Raw genomic sequence first — 18549 nt, 5'->3', positions numbered from 1 at the left:
CGAGCGTAACCGTGGGCGACGACCTGAACGCGGAGCGTACGCCAACTGCCACGGACGAGTGACCCCGTCAATCCGCTCGCACCCACCGGTCCCCGGACCGCCCCTCAGGCACCCGCCGACCGCCTCTCCTCACCACCCGGCGTCGGTCGTCCCGCGCCGCGCTCAGCCCGCTCTCAGCGCCATCGTCATCGCCTCGACCGCCAGCAGCGGAGGCACGTTCCGGTCGAGGGCCTCTCCGCAGGCGGCGATCGCCTCGATACGGCGCAGGGTGGACTCGGGGGTACCGGCGCGGGCCAGCTGTTCGAGGGTGTCCTCGGCGTCCACGTTGGCGAGGGCGATGCGGGAGCCGAGCTGGAGGGCGAGGACGTCGCGGTAGAAGGCGGTGAGGTCGGAGAGCGCGACGTCGAGGCTGTCGCGCTGCGTCCTCGTGCGCCGCCGCTTCTGCATCTCCTCCAGGTCCTTCATCACGCCCGCCGTGCCGCGCGGCATCCGGCCGCCCTGCACGGCGCCCATCGCCGCCTTCAGCTCGTCGGTCTCCTTGCCGTCCCGCTCCTCGGCGAGCTGCTTGGCGTCCTCGGCGGCGGCGTCGACGAGTTCCTGCGCCGCCCTGAGGCAGCCGCCGACGTCCTGGACGCGCAGCGGCAGCTTCAGCACGGCGGCGCGGCGCTCGCGGGCCGCCGGGTCGGTGGCGAGGCGGCGGGCCCGGTCGACGTGTCCCTGGGTGGCGCGGGCGGCGGCCGCGGCGACGGCCGGATCGACGCCCTCGCGCCGTACGAGCATGTCGGCGACCGCGTCCACGGAGGGGGTGCGCAGATTCAGGTGCCGACAGCGGGAACGGATCGTCGGCAGGACGTCCTCGATGGACGGCGCGCACAGGAGCCAGACGGTGCGCGGGGCCGGTTCCTCGACGGCCTTGAGGACGGCGTTGGCCGACTTCTCGTTCAGCCGCTCGGCGTCCTCGACGAGGATGATCTGCCAGCGTCCGGTCGCCGGGGCGGTGTACGACTTGCGGACCGTGTCCCGCATGTCCTTGACGAGGATCTCCGCGCCCACGGCGACGACCGTCGAGACGTCGGCGTGCGTGCCGACGAGGGCCGTGTGGCAGCCGTCGCAGAAGCCGCAGCCGGGGACCCCGCCGAGCGCCCGGTCCGGGCTCACGCACTGGAGCGCGGCGGCGAACGCCCGGGCCGTCTGGATCCGGCCGGCGCCGGGCGGCCCCGTGAACAGCCAGGCGTGCGTCATGCTCGACGCCTCGGGCGGCGCGGTGCCGGCCGCGGCCGCGGTGACGAGCGCATCGGCGTCCCGGGCGGCGGCGGCGAGCTGCTCGCTCACCCTCTCCTGCCCGACGAGGTCGTCCCACACGGTCATGGCCCACGCCGCCCTTCCGTCACGTTCACGTCCCGCGGCGCCGGCCGGTCCGCACCGCGGATCACCCTGCGCCTTGCCGGTTCCATTGTGCGGGCAGTCACTGACAACCCGGCCCGGCGCTCACGGACGTCGGCGGCGCCGCCCCGGCCGGGACGGGGGCGACAGCGGCGCCGGCCCCGCCCACGGGCACGGGCACGGACGTCAGCGCCGCCGGCCCCGCCCGCGGCCCTCGTCGGAGTCGTCGTCGTTGCGGTGCGGGCCCAGCAGCTCGTCCGCGAGCGACGGCAGGTCGTCCAGCGGCGTCTCCTCGGCCCAGTCCGAGCGCGGCCGCTGACGGGGCGCGCCCGTCTCGTCGATCTGCGGCAGCTCCCGCGTACTGTCCTCGGTCCCGTCGGGCCGCGCCGCGCACTCGTCACGGAAGTACCCCGGCGGCACCCGGTCGTCGGGCTGCTCCGCGGAGACCGCGGGCAGCACGGCCGTCTCGTCCTCGGTGCTCCCGCCGCGCACCGGCGGCAGTACGGCCGTCTCGTCCGCGGCCCCGGCAGGCGCCGGCGGTTGCGGCAGCTCGGTCGTCACCTCGGCGTCCGACACCCGCGCCGCGGTCTTCCCGGTGATCGGCGGCGTCGTGTCGGCCGCCCTCCCGACCGGATCCTTGTCCATCCGCACCGGGGGCAGCACGGCGGTGTCCTCGACCGGCCCGCCCGACGCGTTCGTCGGGGTGACCACCGGCGTGGGCTCGGTCGGCGCGTCCGGGGCGACCGCGGCCGCCGCGGGCGGGGCGGGCGGGGCGGGCCGGAGCCGGGCCTGGGCCGCGGCGGTGGCCTGCTCCGCCGCGCGCCGCGCCTCCTCGGCCCGCAGCAGCGCCTCCTCGGCCTTGCGCTGCTTCTCCAGGCGCTGCGCCTCGGCCTCGGCGCGCAGCCGGGCCTCTTCCTCGGCCTGCTTGCGGCGCCGCTCCTCCTCCGCCTTGCGGCGGGCCTCCTCCTCGGCGCGGGCCTTCTCCTCCGCGAGGAGCCGCACCCGCTCCTCCTCGGCGCGCCGGCGCGCCTCCTCGGCGCGCTGCCGGGCCTCCTCGGCCTGCCGTTCGGCCTCGCGCCGCTGCGCCTCCTCCAGCTCGCGCCGCTTGCGCTCCTCCTCCTCGGCGCGCAGCTTGGCGAGCTGCGCCTGGCGCTCCCGCTCCAGGCGCTCCTCCTCTGCCTTGCGGGCGGCCTCCTCCTCGGCCTTGCGGCGGGCCTCCTCCTCGGCCTTCCTCCGCGCCTCCTCCCGGGCCTCGATCTCGGCCTCGGAGAGCGGCAGCACCCGGTCGAGCCGGTGGCGTACGACGGTGGTCACGGCCTCGGGCTCCTGGCCGGCGTCGACGACCAGGTAGCGGCCCGGGTCGGCGGCGGCCAGCGTGAGGAAGCCGGAACGCACGCGCGCGTGGAACTCGGCCGGCTCCGACTCCAGGCGGTCCGGCGCCTCCGTGAAGCGCTCGCGGGCGGTCTCCGGGGAGACGTCCAGCAGGATCGTCAGATGCGGCACGAGGCCGTTCGTCGCCCAGCGCGAGATCCTCGCGATCTCGGTCGGGGACAGGTCGCGGCCGGCGCCCTGGTAGGCCACGGACGAGTCGATGTACCGGTCGGTGATGACGACCGCGCCGCGCTCCAGGGCGGGCCGGACGACGGTGTCGACGTGCTCCGCGCGGTCCGCCGCGTACAGCAGGGCCTCCGCCCGGTGCGACAGACCGGCGCTGGAGACGTCGAGCAGGATCGACCGCAGCCGCTTGCCCACGGGCGTGGCGCCCGGCTCGCGCGTGAGGACGACCTCGTGGCCCTTGGCCCTGATCCACTCGGCGAGGGCCTCGGCCTGGGTGGACTTGCCGGCGCCGTCGCCGCCCTCCAGGGCGATGAAGAAACCGTTCGTCGTGGGTGCCTGGACCGGGTCGTCGCCGCCGAGCAGCGCGTCCCGCAGGTCGTTGCGCAGGGGGACGCCGGAGCGGTCGTCGACCTTGGCGAGCACCAGCGCGGCCACCGGCAGCAGCAGCGCGCCGACCAGCATGAGCGTGAAGGCGGCCCCGCCGTGGGCGAAGACGAACTTGCCGTTCTCCAGGCGGTGCGGCCCGATCAGTGCCGCCACCAGCGGGGCGATCAGGGCACCGAGCGCCACCAGCACGCGCACGACCGCGTGCAGGTGCTCCGTGACGCGCGTGCGGCGCTGGTCCTCGGTCTCCTGGTCGAGCAGCGCGTGCCCGGTGTTGGCGGCGACGCCCGCGCCGACACCTGCCAGGGCCGAGATCAGCAGCACGGTGGTGACGTCCGGGACCAGCCCGGCCGCGAGCAGGGCCAGGCCGGTGAAGGCGATCGCCAGCGCGAGCAGCCGGCGCCGCGACAGCGTCACCAGCACCTTCGGTGCCGTACGGACGCCGACGGCGACGCCGCCGGTCAGCGCGAGCACGAGCAGGCCGTACAGCACCGGGCCGCCGCCCAGGTCCGTGGCGTGCAGCACCGCCACGGCGACGGCGGCGGCGATCGCCCCGGCCACGGCGGCGCAGGCCAGGACGAGCACCGGAATGGCGCCGGTGCGGCCCCCTTCGGGACCGCTGGCCGTCCGCGGGCGGCGCAGCCCCTCGAGCGGGGACCGCGCGCGGGGGGTGCGGGTGCCGGGCAGTTCCAGGAAGACCACGACGGACAGGGAGCCGGCGAACAGCCCGCCCGCCACGTACGAGGCGAGGGCCGCCTGGTGCTGGCCGAACCAGTCGATGCCGGCGCCCAGGAGGTTGTTGAACAGTGCGGCGGCGACCAGGGTGACGGCCGCCAGCGGGATCGCGAGGAAGGTGGTCCGCAGGGACAGCCGGCGCAGGGCGTCCATGTGGTCGGGTAGCGGCCGTACCGTCGCGCCCTCCAGCGGCGGGGCGGGCAGCAGCGCGGGGGCGGCGCCCTCGCGGGCGACCGTCCAGAACCGCTCGGCGACACCGGTCACGAAGACGGTGACCAGCAGCAGCGCCAGGGCGTCGTCGGGCGTCCAGTCGATCCACAGGGGAGCGACGATCAGCAGGGCGGCCCGCACACCGTCCGCGCCCACCATGGTCCAGCGGCGGTCCAGCGGTCCGTCCGGCGAGGTGAGGGAGGTCAGCGGACCGAGGAGGACGGCGCCGAACAGCACGGTGGCGAGCACCCGGACCGCGAAGACGATCGCGACCGCGAACGCCACGCCCCGGTAGCCGCCGCCGAACGCGCCCTCGGCGATGGCCGCTTGGAGGGCGAGGAGGACGAGCACGAGGAGGGCGAGGGCGTCACCGACGCCGCTCACCAACTGCGCGCTCCACAGCCGCCTGAGCTGCGGCTCACGCAACAGTGCGCGTACGGCGCGCTCTCGGGAGTCCGCCACCAGGGCGTCGTCCGGGGCCGGCGGGTGGGCCGTTGGCTGCTCGGCTCGCGTCATGCTTTCAGCCTATCGGCAGCGACTGACGGCCCGGAAAGCCCGTCCACGCCTACGTCCGCCCCGACACCAAAGTGATGCCGGGGCGTGCGTTTTGTGAACGGCTTCCGGGGAACCGCGGCGCGGCTCAGTCCTCCGAAGCCGCCGTCGAGGCCGCCTTGGACGCCGTCGCCTTCTTCGTCGCGGTCTTCTTCGCGGCCGTGGTCGTCTTCGCGGCGGTCTTCTTGGCGGCCGTCTTCTTGGCCGGCGCGGCCTTCTTCGCCGTCGCCTTCTTCGCGGGCGCCTTCTTCACCGTCTTCTTGGCGGGCCCCTTCGCCCGCTTCTCGGCGAGCAGCTCGTAGCCGCGCTCCGGGGTGATCTCCTCGACGCTGTCGCCGGAGCGCAGGGTCGCGTTGGTCTCCCCGTCGGTGACGTACGGCCCGAAGCGGCCGTCCTTGACGACGACCGGCCTCTGGCTGACCGGGTCCTGGCCCAGCTCCTTCAGCGGCGGCTTGGCCGCGGCCCGGCCGCGCTGCTTGGGCTGGGAGTAGATCTCCAGCGCCTCTTCGAGCGTGATCGTGAAGAGCTGGTCCTCGCTCTGGAGCGACCGCGAGTCCGTGCCCTTCTTGAGGTACGGGCCGTAGCGGCCGTTCTGCGCGGTGATCTCCACGCCCTCGGCGTCCGTGCCGACGACGCGCGGCAGCGACATCAGCCTGAGGGCGTCCTCCAGCGTGACGGTGTCCAGCGACATCGTCTTGAACAGCGAGGCCGTGCGCGGCTTGACGGCGTTCTTGCCGGTCTTCGGGGTGCCCTCGGGGAGCACCTCCGTGACGTACGGGCCGTAGCGGCCCGCCCGGGCGATGATCTGACGGCCCGTCTCCGGATCGGCGCCCAGCTCGAAGTCACCGCTCGGCTTGGCGAGCAGTTCCTCCGCGTACTCGACGCTCAGCTCGTCCGGGGCGAGGTCCTCGGGGACGTCGGCCCGCTGGTGGTTCTCGGAGTCCTTCTCGCCGCGCTCGATGTAGGGGCCGTAGCGGCCGACGCGCAGCACGATGCCGCTGCCCACGGGGAACGACGACACCTCGCGTGCGTCGATCGCGCCCAGGTCGGTCACCAGTTCCTTGAGGCCGCCGAGGTGGTCCCCGTCGCCGTTGCCCGCCTCGGCCGCTCCGCCGGCGCCCGTGCCCTCGCCGAAGTAGAACCGCTTCAGCCACGGCACGGCCTGCGCCTCACCGCGGGCGATGCGGTCGAGGTCGTCCTCCATCCTGGCGGTGAAGTCGTAGTCGACGAGCCGCCCGAAGTGCTTCTCCAGGAGGTTGACCACGGCGAAGGAGAGGAACGACGGGACGAGCGCCGTGCCCTTCTTGAAGACGTAACCGCGGTCGAGGATCGTGCCGATGATCGACGCGTACGTCGACGGGCGGCCGATCTCGCGCTCTTCCAGCTCCTTGACCAGCGAGGCCTCGGTGTAGCGGGCCGGGGGCTTGGTGGCGTGCCCGTCGACCGTGATCTCCTCGGCGGTGAGCGCGTCGCCCTCGCCGACCTGGGGAAGACGGCGCTCGCGGTCGTCCAGCTCGGCGTTCGGGTCGTCGGCGCCTTCGACGTAGGCCTTCAGGAAGCCGTGGAAGGTGATCGTCTTGCCGGAGGCGCCGAACTCGACGTCCCGGCCGTCGGCGGCGGTGCCACCGATCTTCACCGAGACGCTGTTGCCCGTCGCGTCCTTCATCTGGGAGGCGACGGTCCGCTTCCAGATCAGCTCGTACAGCTTGAACTGGTCGCCGGTCAGGCCGGTCTCGGCAGGCGTGCGGAAACGATCACCCGAAGGGCGGATCGCCTCGTGCGCTTCCTGCGCGTTCTTGACCTTCCCGGCGTACGTCCGCGGCTGCGCCGGCAGGTAGTCGGCGCCGTACAGCTGCGTGACCTGGGCGCGGGCGGCGTTGACCGCCGTGTCCGACAGGGTCGTGGAGTCGGTACGCATGTAGGTGATGAAGCCGTTCTCGTACAGCTTCTGGGCCACCTGCATGGTCGCCTTCGCACCGAAGCCCAGCTTTCGCGAGGCCTCCTGCTGGAGCGTCGTCGTACGGAACGGCGCGTACGGCGAGCGCCGGTACGGCTTCGACTCGACGGACCGCACCGAGAACCGGGTGTTCTCCAGGGCGGCGGCCAGCGCGCGGGCGTGGGCCTCGTCGAGGTGGAGGGTGTTCGCGCTCTTGATCTGTCCCAGGGAGTCGAAGTCGCGGCCCTGGGCGACCCGCCTGCCGTCGACGGTCTGGAGGCGGGCGACCAGCGACGACGGGTCCGACGAGTCTCCCGCACGGCCGGTCAGGAAGGTGCCCGTCAGGTCCCAGTACTCAGCGGAACGGAAGGCGATGCGCTCGCGTTCCCGCTCCACGACGAGTCGGGTGGCGACGGACTGCACCCGGCCAGCCGACAGCTTCGGCATGACCTTCTTCCACAGGACCGGCGAGACCTCGTAGCCGTAGAGGCGGTCGAGGATGCGGCGGGTCTCCTGGGCGTCGACCAGCTTCTGGTTCAGCTCGCGCGGGTTGGCGACGGCGGCCTGGATCGCGGCCTTGGTGATCTCGTGGAAGACCATCCGCTTGACCGGGACCTTGGGCTTCAGCACCTCCTGGAGGTGCCAGGCGATCGCCTCGCCCTCGCGGTCCTCATCGGTGGCGAGGAACAGCTCGTCCGAGTCCTTCAGCAGGTCCTTGAGCTTCTTGACCTGGGCCCTCTTGTCGGCATTGACCACGTAGACGGGCTGGAAGTCGTGATCGACGTCCACGCCGAGGCGGCGGACCTCACCGGTGTACTTCTCCGGCACCTCCGCGGCACCGTTGGGGAGGTCGCGGATGTGCCCGACGCTCGCCTCGACCACGTATCCGGGGCCGAGATAGCCCTTGATCGTCTTCGCCTTGGCAGGCGACTCGACGATGACGAGTCGGCGGCCGCCCTTCGCGGTCTCGCTGGTCGGGGACAACTTCGCTCTTCTCTCCGGTCGACGCTGGGGCATCCCCAGGCCTTGCTCCCGGGGTCGGGTCATGGTGACGCTGCGGAGTGTGACGGTACATCCCGCCCCCGTGTCAAACGGGAAAAGCCCGCAACGGCCACTCGAACGGTAACCCGACTACCGCCATTCCTGCCGCCCGGAGTGTCCACCGGCTCTTTTTCCGCGCACCGGAGCGACGTCCGCCGGTTGTCCACCGCCGATCCCTCGCGCGGATCTCACCAGGGCACGGACAAGATCCACGGAAGCGGTTCAGACGCGAGCGAGACACCATGCGCCGACGGCGAGCGAGACGACCGCGGCGAGCGCCGCGACGGTCGTCGATGCGACAGGGCTCACACCCTGGGCGGCGGGCTGCCGCTGCCGCACGCGCACCGCGGTCCACACGAGCAGACCGCCCCCGAACAGCGCGAACACCATCCCGGTGAAGATCGCCGGTCCACTCTCCATGATCGCCCGCGCTCCTTCTCTCCCACTCGCGCGTGTCCCGTCGCCCGGAGACTGGCACGCACGGGCGGCGCCCGGACGAACCCGAGGTGAACGCCGGGCCCACGGACGGGGGCGACGGGTCACCGGCGGGTGGTACGGCGTCCGGGGCGACCGGCGGGCACGAGCGGTGGGTGTGGGAGACGGGTGCGAGGAGAGGGCGCGAGCGGCACATGCGACGGTCCTCACATCCGTCCAGGACGCGCGGCCCTCGCTGCCCGGACGGCCGGGCGACGAGGCGATCGGGCGGCGACGCCCTCCGTGCCGGGTGAGCACCCGTGACACCTCGAATTCGATGCCGCGGATCTCGGTCTTCCCGGCGCCGCCGTTCTCCCCTGCCGTTCTCGTCACACCACTTTTCCACGATCCGTGGGTGCGGTTCGGTCGCCTGTGATCGCGAAGTGCCGGTGAGAGGAAGATGTTGGCCTGTTTCGCTCCCGGGCGGCTCAGGCCGGCTCGAGGAACCCCTGTTCCACCAGCAATCTGATCTGCGCGGGCGTACGGTCGCGCAGCAGGACGGGGTCCTCGCCGACGAGCTGCGCGATGGCGTCCAGGATCCGGCCCGCGCTCAGCGAGCCGTCGCACACGCCGGCGAACCCGGCGCCCACCGTGTCCACCTTGGTGGCGCGGCGCATGCCGCGGTGCTGGCGCAGCACCACGTGCTCCGGGTCCTCGGCGCCGGGCAGCCCGACCTGCTCCTGCACGACCTCCGCGGCGAGCCGGAAGTTCTCCGCCAGCAGGGCCGCGTCGTCGTGCCCGCGCAGATAGTCGACCCGTTCGAAGTGGGCCCTGACCGTGTCGCCGAGCGGCTGCTCGATGGAGTGCGGCCATTCCTCCACGGTGACGGTGGGCTCGTCGGACGCCGTCCTGCGCAGGGTGATCCAGCCGAAGCCGACGGCCTTCACCTTGCGCGCCTCGAACTCCTCCAGCCACGCGTCGTACCGCGCGCGGTACTCCGCCGGGTCGCCCTGGTGGTCACCGGCGTCCCTGAGCCACAGCTCGGCGTACTGCGTGACGTCCTGCACCTCGCGCTGCACGATCCACGCGTCGCATCCGCGCGGCACCCACGACCTGAGTCTGTCCTGCCAGTCCTCCCCTTCGACGTGCTGCCAGTTGGCGAGGAACTGCGCGAACCCTCCCACGTTCAGCCGTTCCCCCGCCTCCTGAACGAGCGAGCGGCACAGATCGTCCCCGCCCATCCCGCCGTCGCGGTACGTCAGCCGGGCCCCCGGAGAGATGACGAACGGCGGGTTGGACACGATCAGGTCGAACGTCTCGTCGTCCCGGACCGGTTCGAACAGCGAGCCCTCGCGCAGATCGGCGGCGGGCGCGCCGGACAGGGCCAGGGTGAGCGCGGTGATGTGCAAAGCGCGCGGGTTGAGGTCCGTCGCCGTCACGCGCGTGGCGTGCCGGGCGGCGTGCAGGGCCTGGATCCCGGAGCCGGTGCCCAGGTCCAGCGCGGCGGAGACCGGGGTGCGGACGGTGATCCCGGCGAGCGTCGTGGACGCCCCGCCGACGCCCAGGACGACACCCTCGGCACGGCTGCCGACGCCGCCGGCCCCGCCGACGGCGCAGCCGAGGTCGGACACGATGAACCAGTCCTCGCCGTCCGGCCCGCCGTAGGGGCGTACGTCCACGGTCGCGGCGACGTCGTCCGCGCCCGCGCGCGTCAGCCAGCCGGTCTCCACGCACGCGTGCACGGGCAGCACGTCCTCCACGCGCGCGTACGGCACCGGCTGCTGGAGCAGGAAGAGACGGACGAGCGTCTCCAGTGGCGTGTCCCCGCGGGTCGCGCGCAGCGCGGGCACGGTCTCGCTGCGCGCGAGAGCCGCGTACGCGGGGGCGCCGAGCAGGTCGAGGAGGCCGTCGGCGGTGAAGGAGGCCGCGAGCAGGGCCTCGCGCAGCCGGGCGGCGACGTCGGGGTGGCCGGCGGAGGGCAGGGGGGACAAGGTGGCGTTACTCACGCCCCCATTGTGTCCCGCGGGCGGGCCGCACGCCCCGCCCCGGTCGGCCGACCGGCCCCCGCCGTCAGCTGGTCGTGGCCCGGGCCGACGACGAGGCCGCCACCTTCTTGCAGCTGTCCTGCTGGGCCATGGCGGACTTGACGTCGCCCTCCTCGAGGTTCTTCAGCGCGGTGTTGCCGCTCTTGCTGAGCTTGCCGAGTTCGGTGGCGATGTCCTGGAGTCCGTCGGCGAACTTCCCCTGGTCCTTCGTGTCGAGCGCGTCGACCTGCTTCTTCAGGCCGGCGTAGGAGGTGGACAGGCCGTTCAGCGCGGTCACGGCGTCCTGCTTCTTCTTCTCGCCGCCGTCGACACCGGGCGGCGTCCCCGCCTTCTGGATGGCCTGCGCGAGCGCCTTGTAGGCGTCGGACATGTCCTGGAAGGCCTGGGAGTCGGTCTTCTGGACATTCACCGGGGCGTTGTTGTCGGTGGCGGCGCTCTTGATCGCGGCGTTGGCCGCGTCGACCTTCGCGTCCTGGGCGGGCAGCGCGTCGCAGACCTGCTTGGCCCAGGCGTCGAGTTCCTTGTTGCCGTCGTCGCTGCTGCTGCATCCCGACAACGCCAGTACGAGTACCGCACTGCCGGACAGTGCGGCCGCGAGCTTCTTGTTCACCGGATCGGCCCCTTCCATGGCTCTCGGCCCCGGAACATACACGCCGACCGGGCGACAACCCCAGGACGAATGTCCGCTATGAAAATAAATGAAGCCATTTATACCAAGAGAGAGAAGGCTCACGACCCGGGTCCGCGCGCAGCGGGGCGGGCGGACGACGCGTCAGCACGTGCCGTCCGCCAGTCCTTTGAGCTGCGGGCCGTCCCCGGCCCCTACGAAACCACCGCCGGGTCGGTGGACTTGGCGGGCTCGTCGGCGTTGTCTTCGTCACCCATGGCGATGCCGCGCCGCTTGGAGACGTAGACCGCGCCGACGATCACCACGAGCGCGAGGACCGCGATCGCGACCCGTACGCCGAGGTTCTCGTGGTCGCCGTAACTGAACTTGATCACCGCGGGCGCGATGAGCAGCGCCACCAGGTTCATGACCTTCAGCAGCGGGTTGATCGCGGGTCCCGCGGTGTCCTTGAAGGGGTCGCCGACGGTGTCGCCGATGACGGTCGCCGCGTGGGCCTCGCTGCCCTTGCCGCCGTGGTGGCCGTCCTCGACGAGCTTCTTGGCGTTGTCCCAGGCACCGCCCGAGTTGGCGAGGAACACCGCCATCAGCGTGCCCGCGCCGATCGCGCCCGCGAGGAACGCGCCGAGGGCGCCGACGCCGAGCGTGAACCCGACGAAGATCGGCGCCAGCACCGCGAGCAGTCCGGGCGTGGCGAGTTCCCGCAGGGCGTCCCTGGTGCAGATGTCGACGACCTTGCCGTACTCGGGCTTCTCGCTGTAGTCCATGATCCCGGGCTTCTCCCGGAACTGCCGCCGCACCTCGTAGACCACGGAACCCGCCGAACGCGACACCGCGTTGATCGCCAGCCCCGAGAAGAGGAAGACGACCGCCGCGCCCGCGATCAGGCCGACCAGGTTGTTGGGCTGCGAGATGTCCATCATGAGGGTCATCGGCGCACCGTCCCCGGAGAGCTTCTCGCCGACGTCCCGCGCGCCGGTGGTGATGGCGTCGCGGTACGACCCGAAGAGCGCCGACGCGGCCAGCACGGCCGTGGCGATGGCGATGCCCTTGGTGATGGCCTTGGTGGTGTTGCCGACGGCGTCGAGGTTGGTGAGCACCTGCGCTCCCGCCCCCTCCACGTCGCCGGACATCTCTGCGATGCCCTGCGCGTTGTCGGAGACCGGTCCGAAGGTGTCCATCGCGACGATCACACCGACCGTGGTGAGCAGGCCGGTGCCGGCCAGCGCCACCGCGAACAGCGCCAGCATGATCGACGTGCCGCCGAGCAGGAACGCCCCGTACACGCCCAGGCCGATCAGCAGGGCGGTGTACACGGCCGATTCGAGGCCGACGGAGATTCCGGCGAGGACGACGGTGGCCGGACCGGTCAGCGAGCTCTTGCCGATGTCGCGCACCGGGCGGCGCGTGGTCTCGGTGAAGTAACCGGTCAGCTGCTGGATGACGGCGGCCAGGAGGATGCCGATCGCCACGGCGACGACGGCCAGGACGCGCGGGTCGCCGTCCTTGCCCAGGATCGCCACGTCGGTGACGCCGTCCAGGTCGGCGTACGTGCCGGGGAGGTAGACGAACACGGCCACGGCGACCAGCACGAGCGAGATCACCGCGGAGATGAAGAAGCCCCGGTTGATCGCGGACATGCCACTGCGGTCGGAACGGCGCGGCGCGACCGCGAAGATGCCGATCATTGCCGTGATCACGCCGATCGCGGGCACGAGCAGCGGAAAGGCCAGGCCGGCGTCGCCGAAGGCCACCTTGCCGAGGATCAGCGCGGCGACCAGCGTCACGGCGTACGACTCGAACAGGTCGGCCGCCATGCCCGCGCAGTCGCCGACGTTGTCGCCCACGTTGTCGGCGATGGTCGCGGCGTTGCGCGGATCGTCCTCCGGGATGCCCTTCTCGACCTTGCCGACCAGGTCGGCACCGACGTCGGCGGCCTTGGTGAAGATGCCGCCGCCGACCCTCATGAACATCGCGATGAGCGCCGCGCCGAGACCGAAGCCCTCCAGCACCTTCGGCGCGTCGGCCGCGTACACCAGCACCACGCACGAGGCGCCGAGCAGACCGAGCCCGACCGTGAACATGCCGACCACGCCGCCCGTACGAAATGCGATCTTCATCGCCTTGTGCGAAACGGCGGTGAGATCCTTTTTCGGTTCCCCTTCCGCCGGAGTCGCTTCCCGTGCCGCGGCGGCGACGCGCACATTGCTGCGCACGGCGAGCCACATGCCGATATAGCCGGTGCCCGCCGAGAACGCCGCGCCGACCAGGAAGAAGATCGATCGTCCCGCGCGTTGATTCCAGTCGTCCGCGGGCAGCAACATGAGCAGGAAGAACACCACGACGGCGAATACGCCGAGTGTGCGCAGCTGCCGGGTCAGGTAGGCGTTGGCGCCCTCCTGGATCGCCGCCGCGATCTTCTTCATGCTCTCGGTGCCCTCGCCCGCCGCGAGCACCTGGCGCAGCAGCACGCCCGCGACCACGAGCGCGGCCAGTGCGACGACCCCGATGACCACCACGAGGAGTCGGTTGCCGTCGGTCAGCACTGCGGCCGCGAAGGTTGTGGAGTGGTCCAACCGATGAGGGAGAGAAAGCCCCGCCATTCGTCCTCCTTGACGCTTGGGCTGAGCTCAAGATGTGGACGGATTCTAGATACCGGAACCTGATCAAAACAGTGTGCGGCAAACAGAATTCGCCTTCGTGCGAAAATCCGTCACGGTAATGCCCTCACGGCATTGTCGTTCGTGAACGGATTCACGAAACTCCGGCAAGATTCACTTTCCCGTCCGGCAAGATTCACTTTTTCAAGATTCACTTGCTGGCACCACTGTAAGCGCGCCGTCGCACCTGCGCACATGCCGAAGGGCCCCACCTCGTGGGGCCCTTCGGGTACGTGTGCGTCCGGCTGGGCCGGACGGGGAGCGCCGGGGTCAGCCGAGCGCCGCGGCCGACGGTGCGGTCGGCCACGTCATACGGATCAGCCCGCCGTGTTCGCCGGCGCTGACCTCCACGTCGTCGACGAGGCCGCTGATGACCGCGAGGCCCATCTCGTCCTCCTCGGCGTCCGCGTCGATGTCACCGGAACCCGGCGCCCGGTCGCCGAGCGCGACCCGCGGAGCCTCGTCGCCCACCTCGATGGAGAACTGCTTCTCCTCCTCGATGAGCGATACCTTCACCGGAGCGGTGATGCCACCGCTCTGATGGAGTCCGACGGCACGGGAGCAGGCTTCACCGACGGCGAGCCTGACCTCGTCGAGAACGGCCTCGTCCACTCCGGACCTGCGCGCCACCGCTGCCGCCACCAGTCGGGCGGTCCTGACGTGCTCGGGCAGCGCGCTGAAGCGGAGCTCAACGGTGGCCATGCATCCCCCTCGGAACTACGGGCGTGCTGTCGGGGGGCCGGGCTGCCGAAAGCCCGGTACCCCGGTGTGTTCAACTGGGCCGTCCGGGCCACACGGGCCCGGACGAGGTGGTCAGTCGGTGGCCGCGACCGCTTCGTCGACCGAGGTGTGAATCGGGAACACCTTGGTCAGACCGGTGATGCGGAAGATCTTCAGAATGCGCTCCTGGTTGCAGACCAGGCGCAGCGAGCCCTCATGGGCACGCACCCGCTTCAAGCCACCGACCAGCACGCCGAGCCCGGTGGAGTCGAGGAAGTCCACGCCCTCCATGTCGACGACAAGGTGGAAATTGCCGTCGTTCACCAGCTCGACCAACTGCTCGCGCAACTTGGGCGCGGTATATACGTCGATTTCGCCACCGACCTCGACGACCGTACGATCGCCGACGGTACGGGTCGACAGGGACAGGTCCACGGATCCTCCAGCACCTTGCTATCGAGCGGTCGTCCCTCGGAACACCTGAGCAGGAGCCCCCGGGACGGTACGCCAGCCGCGATGGCATTCAATCACTTACCGGCAGGCGTGCACGACGCCTTGGCTCCATTGTCCGTCACGCCAGTGACACACTCGGTGCCGATGGCCAAGAATCACCGATCCGATCGATCCCCGGCACAGCCCGCGCCCCGCCTGTCGCCGGGCCGGATCCTGGACCGGCTCGCCCCGGGACCGAGCCGGGCGTCGCGCATCACTCATACGGAGCATGTGCCCCCGCGCGCGGGCCGCCATGCCGTCTGGCCTGACCGGATTCGTCCGGAGGTCATCGCGGCCCTGCAGGCCTGCGGCATCGAGCATCCCTGGGCGCACCAGGCCGCCGCCGCGGAGCACGCCCTGGACGGCGAGTCGGTGGTCGTCGCGACCGGAACCGCCTCCGGCAAGTCTTTGGCGTATCTCGTACCGGTCCTGTCCACCCTCCTGGACGGCTCGCAGGCGCCGAACGGGCGTGGCGCCACGGCCCTGTACCTGGCGCCGACCAAGGCGCTGGCGGCCGACCAGTGCCGATCCGTGAAGGAACTTTCACAACCGCTGGGCACCGCGGTACGCCCGGCGGTGTACGACGGCGACACGCCGGTCGAGGAACGCGAGTGGATCCGCCAGTACGCCAACTACGTCCTCACCAACCCGGACATGCTGCACCGCGGCATCCTGCCGTCCCACCCCCGCTGGTCCTCCTTCCTGAAATCGCTGAAGTACGTCGTCATCGACGAGTGCCACACCTACCGCGGCGTGTTCGGCTCCCACGTGGCCCAGGTGCTGCGCCGCCTGCGTCGCCTGTGCGCCCGCTACGGCGCCTCCCCCGTCTTCCTGCTGGCCTCCGCCACGGCCGCCGAGCCCTCGGTGGCCGCCGGCCGCCTGACCGGCCTCCCGGTGGTCGAGGTGGCCGACGACGCCTCACCACGCGGCGAACTGGTGTTCGCCCTCTGGGAGCCGCCGCTCACCGAGATGCAGGGCGAGAAGGGCGCCCCCGTCCGCCGCACCGCCATCGCCGAGACCGCCGACCTCCTCACCGACCTGGCCGTCCAGGGCATCCGCACCGTGGCTTTCGTCCGCTCCCGGCGCGGCGCCGAGCTGATCTCCCTCATCGCCCAGGAACGCCTCGCCGAGGTGGACCGCTCGCTGTCCGGGCGTGTCGCGGCCTACCGCGGCGGCTACCTCCCCGAGGAACGCCGTGCCCTGGAGCGGGCCCTGCACTCGGGTGAACTCCTCGGCCTGGCCGCCACGACCGCCCTCGAACTCGGGATCGATGTCTCGGGCCTGGACGCCGTCCTCATCGCCGGATATCCCGGTACCCGCGCCTCGCTGTGGCAGCAGGCGGGACGGGCGGGACGATCGGGTCAGGGGGCGCTGGCCGTGCTGGTCGCCCGGGACGACCCGCTGGACACCTTCCTCGTCCACCACCCGGAAGCCCTGTTCGACCGACCGGTGGAATCGACCGTCCTGGACCCCGACAACCCCTACGTCCTCGCCTCGCACCTGTGCGCGGCCGCCGCCGAACTCCCCCTCACCGAGGAGGACCTGGCGCTGTTCGGCCCCGAGACCGAGGCGCTGCTGCCCCAGTTGGAGGCCGCGAGGCTGCTGCGCCGTCGGACGAAGGCCTGGCACTGGACCCGCCGCGAGCGGGCCGCCGACCTCACGGACATCCGGGGCGGAGGCGGCCAGCCGGTCCAGATCGTGGAGTCCGGCACGGGCCGCCTGCTCGGCACGGTCGACGAGGGCGCCGCGCACTCGGCCGTCCACGAGGGAGCGGTCCATCTGCACCAGGGCCGCACCTACCTGGTGCGCTCCCTGGATCTGGAGGACTCGGTGGCCCTGGTCGAAGAGGCGAATCCGCCGTACACGACGGTCGCCCGCGACACGACGGCGATCTCCGTGCTGGAGACGGACGTCGAAATCCCGTGGGGTGACGGCCGGCTGTGCTACGGCTCCGTCGAAGTCACCAACCAAGTGGTCTCCTTCCTGCGCCGGCGCGTCGTCACCGGTGAAGTACTGGGCGAGTCGAAGCTCGACCTCCCTCCTCGTACGCTGCGCACGCGGGCCGTGTGGTGGACGGTCACCGAGGACCAACTGGACGCCGCCCGCATCAACCCCGAGATCCTCGGCGGAGCCCTGCACGCCGCCGAGCACGCGTCCATCGGCATGCTGCCCCTCTTCGCGACCTGCGACCGCTGGGACATCGGCGGCGTCTCGATCCCCCTGCACCCCGACACCCTCCTCCCCACGGTCTTCGTCTACGACGGCCATCCCGGCGGCGCGGGCTTCGCCGAACGCGCCTTCCACACGGCCCGCTCCTGGCTGACAGCCACCCTCCAGGCCATCGCCTCCTGCGAGTGCGAGGCCGGCTGCCCGTCCTGCATCCAGTCCCCCAAGTGCGGCAACGGCAACGACCCCCTGCACAAGAGAGGCGCGGTCAGGCTCCTGACGGAACTGCTGCGGGGCGCGCCGGCGGAGGACGGCGAGCCGGCCGACGACGGCGGGACGGCGGAGGGCTCCGAAACGGTGGAGAACGGCGGGACGGTGGAGGAAAAGGAGCCGGGAGAGCGGCTGGAGTAGGCGGTGCGGCGCGGGGCCGCTCAGGGGCGGGACAGGGAGGCCACCGTCGCTCCCTCCGGCAGCGCCGACCCCGTAGGCCCCGCCCGAGCCCGTACCTCCACCGTGAACGGCCCCCGTCCCGCCGCCGCCGTCACGTCCGACACCTCCCCCACCACCACGCACCGCACCAACCGTGCGCCCTGTGCCCGAGCCAACCGGTCCGCGCGGGCGCAGGCCGACTCGGTGCCGTCCGTCCAGCGCTCCGCGGCCGCGAGTGCCGCGAGGTCGGCACCCCCGGCGGCGCGGTGCCGGGCCAGGACAGCCTGTCCGAGGGCGAGTACGGCGCCGAAGACCACACACAGCACGGCGAGCACAGCGAGAGTCCATACGGTCGCGGACCCGCGATCGGTCCGGCCTCGGCTCCGTGCCACGAGAGCGTCCCTCCAGCTGCGGGGCCCTTCCACTCCCGAGGGCGTCCCACGGGCAGGAGCGCCGACACCGCTTCCCCTCCAGCGCCGATGTCCGGCAGCACTCCAGCCCGCCCGGAAACGCGCCGCGCCTCTCCCGCACCCCCTCACGGTCCCGCCTCCGATCCGGTCCCGGTCCCGCCGCCGTCCACCGTGTTCCCCACGTCCTCCGCCGCCGCCACGGCTTCCTCCCGTACCTCGAACGGCAACCCGCGCAGCACCGGCGGCTTCGCCACGACCACCACCCGGACCTGGTCGCCCTCCCGGGTGACCGACACCCGCGCCCCCCGCGGTGCCGTCGCCCGTGTCACCTCCACGACCGCGTCGGCCGGGTCCTGCCGGGCGGCGGCCCGGACGCCGGCCCTGGCCGCGTCCACGCACTGGATCTGGGCGGCCATGACCAGCAACCCCCAGACCAGCGCCATGGCGAACGCCACCAGCACCGGCAGCACCACGGCCGCCTCCGCCGTCACGAACCCCCGGTCCCCGCCTCGCGGCCGGTTCCGCTCACGTGCCCGCACTGAGGGCCCGCTTCACGATGTCCTGCAGCTCCGCCGCGACCGCCCCGCTCGTCACGACCTGGTAGAGGGCCACGGCGAACGCCACCGCCGCAACGATTCCCATCGCGTACTCGGACGTCACCATCCCCGCGTCCCTCCGCGCCGCACGCACCCGGCGCACCAGGAAACGCAGCCTCGCTCGTACCGCCTTGCTCATTTCGACCCCCGTGAGTCTCGATCCCACTCATCGATGACCGGCCCTCGTGGACCAG

At 72.1% G+C, this 18549-nt stretch carries 13 protein-coding genes; 1 reads left to right on the top strand and 12 read right to left on the bottom strand.

The genetic code is table 11. The features are described 5' to 3' along the window. Window positions 1-162 precede the first annotated feature (162 nt). From AB0N31_RS13535 to bldG, 9 genes are all read right to left on the bottom strand, one after another. Window positions 163-1368: a DNA polymerase III subunit delta' gene (locus tag AB0N31_RS13535; protein WP_366058514.1), complete on the bottom strand. Its 1206-nt coding sequence runs from the start codon at window positions 1366-1368 to the stop codon at window positions 163-165. A 201-nt stretch (window positions 1369-1569) separates the two neighbouring features. Then, on the bottom strand, window positions 1570-4785 hold the full coding sequence (tmk, locus tag AB0N31_RS13530) for a dTMP kinase (protein ID WP_366058513.1): 3216 nt from the start codon (window positions 4783-4785) through the stop codon (window positions 1570-1572). A 124-nt stretch (window positions 4786-4909) separates the two neighbouring features. After that, on the bottom strand, window positions 4910-7741 hold the full coding sequence (gene topA / locus AB0N31_RS13525) for a type I DNA topoisomerase (protein WP_366058512.1): 2832 nt from the start codon (window positions 7739-7741) through the stop codon (window positions 4910-4912). Window positions 7742-8020: 279 nt separating this feature from the next. Beyond that, a complete protein-coding gene (locus AB0N31_RS13520) occupies window positions 8021-8218 on the bottom strand; it encodes a hypothetical protein (protein WP_366058511.1) in 198 nt (65 codons plus the stop codon). 482 nt (window positions 8219-8700) lie between these two features. After that, window positions 8701-10218 carry a methyltransferase gene (locus tag AB0N31_RS13515; protein ID WP_366058510.1) on the bottom strand — a complete coding sequence of 506 codons (1518 nt, stop codon included), beginning with the start codon at window positions 10216-10218 and terminating at the stop codon, window positions 8701-8703. 64 nt (window positions 10219-10282) lie between these two features. Beyond that, a complete protein-coding gene (locus AB0N31_RS13510; protein ID WP_366058509.1) occupies window positions 10283-10885 on the bottom strand; it encodes a small secreted protein in 603 nt (200 codons plus the stop codon). A gap of 194 nt (window positions 10886-11079) precedes the next feature. Further along, window positions 11080-13485: a sodium-translocating pyrophosphatase gene (locus AB0N31_RS13505; RefSeq protein ID WP_366058508.1), complete on the bottom strand. Its 2406-nt coding sequence runs from the start codon at window positions 13483-13485 to the stop codon at window positions 11080-11082. A 327-nt stretch (window positions 13486-13812) separates the two neighbouring features. Further along, on the bottom strand, window positions 13813-14244 hold the full coding sequence (locus AB0N31_RS13500) for an ATP-binding protein (protein ID WP_366058507.1): 432 nt from the start codon (window positions 14242-14244) through the stop codon (window positions 13813-13815). Between the two features lie 111 nt (window positions 14245-14355). Next, a complete protein-coding gene (gene bldG, locus AB0N31_RS13495) occupies window positions 14356-14697 on the bottom strand; it encodes an anti-sigma factor antagonist BldG (RefSeq protein WP_009189842.1) in 342 nt (113 codons plus the stop codon). An 81-nt stretch (window positions 14698-14778) separates the two neighbouring features. Between bldG and AB0N31_RS13490 the strand changes: the two genes are divergently transcribed. Then, a complete protein-coding gene (locus AB0N31_RS13490; RefSeq protein WP_366058506.1) occupies window positions 14779-17331 on the top strand; it encodes a DEAD/DEAH box helicase in 2553 nt (850 codons plus the stop codon). Window positions 17332-17351: 20 nt separating this feature from the next. Here the strand turns inward: AB0N31_RS13490 and AB0N31_RS13485 are convergent, their stop codons facing one another. The 3 genes from AB0N31_RS13485 to AB0N31_RS13475 form a co-directional block, all read right to left on the bottom strand. After that, window positions 17352-17741, bottom strand: a complete 390-nt coding sequence (locus AB0N31_RS13485) for an Rv3654c family TadE-like protein (RefSeq protein ID WP_366058505.1) — start codon at window positions 17739-17741, stop codon at window positions 17352-17354. A 143-nt stretch (window positions 17742-17884) separates the two neighbouring features. Further along, complete coding sequence (locus AB0N31_RS13480; RefSeq protein WP_366058504.1) at window positions 17885-18250, bottom strand: TadE family type IV pilus minor pilin; 366 nt, start codon at window positions 18248-18250, stop codon at window positions 17885-17887. A 34-nt stretch (window positions 18251-18284) separates the two neighbouring features. Further along, on the bottom strand, window positions 18285-18494 hold the full coding sequence (locus tag AB0N31_RS13475) for a DUF4244 domain-containing protein (RefSeq protein WP_366058503.1): 210 nt from the start codon (window positions 18492-18494) through the stop codon (window positions 18285-18287). Between the last annotated feature and the right edge of the window lie 55 nt (window positions 18495-18549).

It is taken from the genome of Streptomyces sp. NPDC051051 (genome assembly GCF_040682975.1).
Lineage (GTDB): Bacteria > Actinomycetota > Actinomycetes > Streptomycetales > Streptomycetaceae > Streptomyces.
This window is presented reverse-complemented; position numbering and strand designations above follow the sequence as displayed.

What these genes read in the sequence shown, in the direction of transcription:
- AB0N31_RS13500 (WP_366058507.1), bottom strand. Translation starts at nt 14,244, where the DNA reads ATGGCCACCGTTGAGCTCCGCTTCAGCGCGCTGCCCGAGCACGTCAGG.
- AB0N31_RS13535 (WP_366058514.1), bottom strand. Translation starts at nt 1,368, where the DNA reads ATGACCGTGTGGGACGACCTCGTCGGGCAGGAGAGGGTGAGCGAGCAG.
- tmk (WP_366058513.1), bottom strand. Translation starts at nt 4,785, where the DNA reads ATGACGCGAGCCGAGCAGCCAACGGCCCACCCGCCGGCCCCGGACGAC.
- AB0N31_RS13510 (WP_366058509.1), bottom strand. Translation starts at nt 10,885, where the DNA reads ATGGAAGGGGCCGATCCGGTGAACAAGAAGCTCGCGGCCGCACTGTCC.
- AB0N31_RS13505 (WP_366058508.1), bottom strand. Translation starts at nt 13,485, where the DNA reads ATGGCGGGGCTTTCTCTCCCTCATCGGTTGGACCACTCCACAACCTTC.
- AB0N31_RS13520 (WP_366058511.1), bottom strand. Translation starts at nt 8,218, where the DNA reads ATGGAGAGTGGACCGGCGATCTTCACCGGGATGGTGTTCGCGCTGTTC.
- AB0N31_RS13475 (WP_366058503.1), bottom strand. Translation starts at nt 18,494, where the DNA reads ATGAGCAAGGCGGTACGAGCGAGGCTGCGTTTCCTGGTGCGCCGGGTG.
- AB0N31_RS13490 (WP_366058506.1), top strand. Translation starts at nt 14,779, where the DNA reads ATGGCATTCAATCACTTACCGGCAGGCGTGCACGACGCCTTGGCTCCA.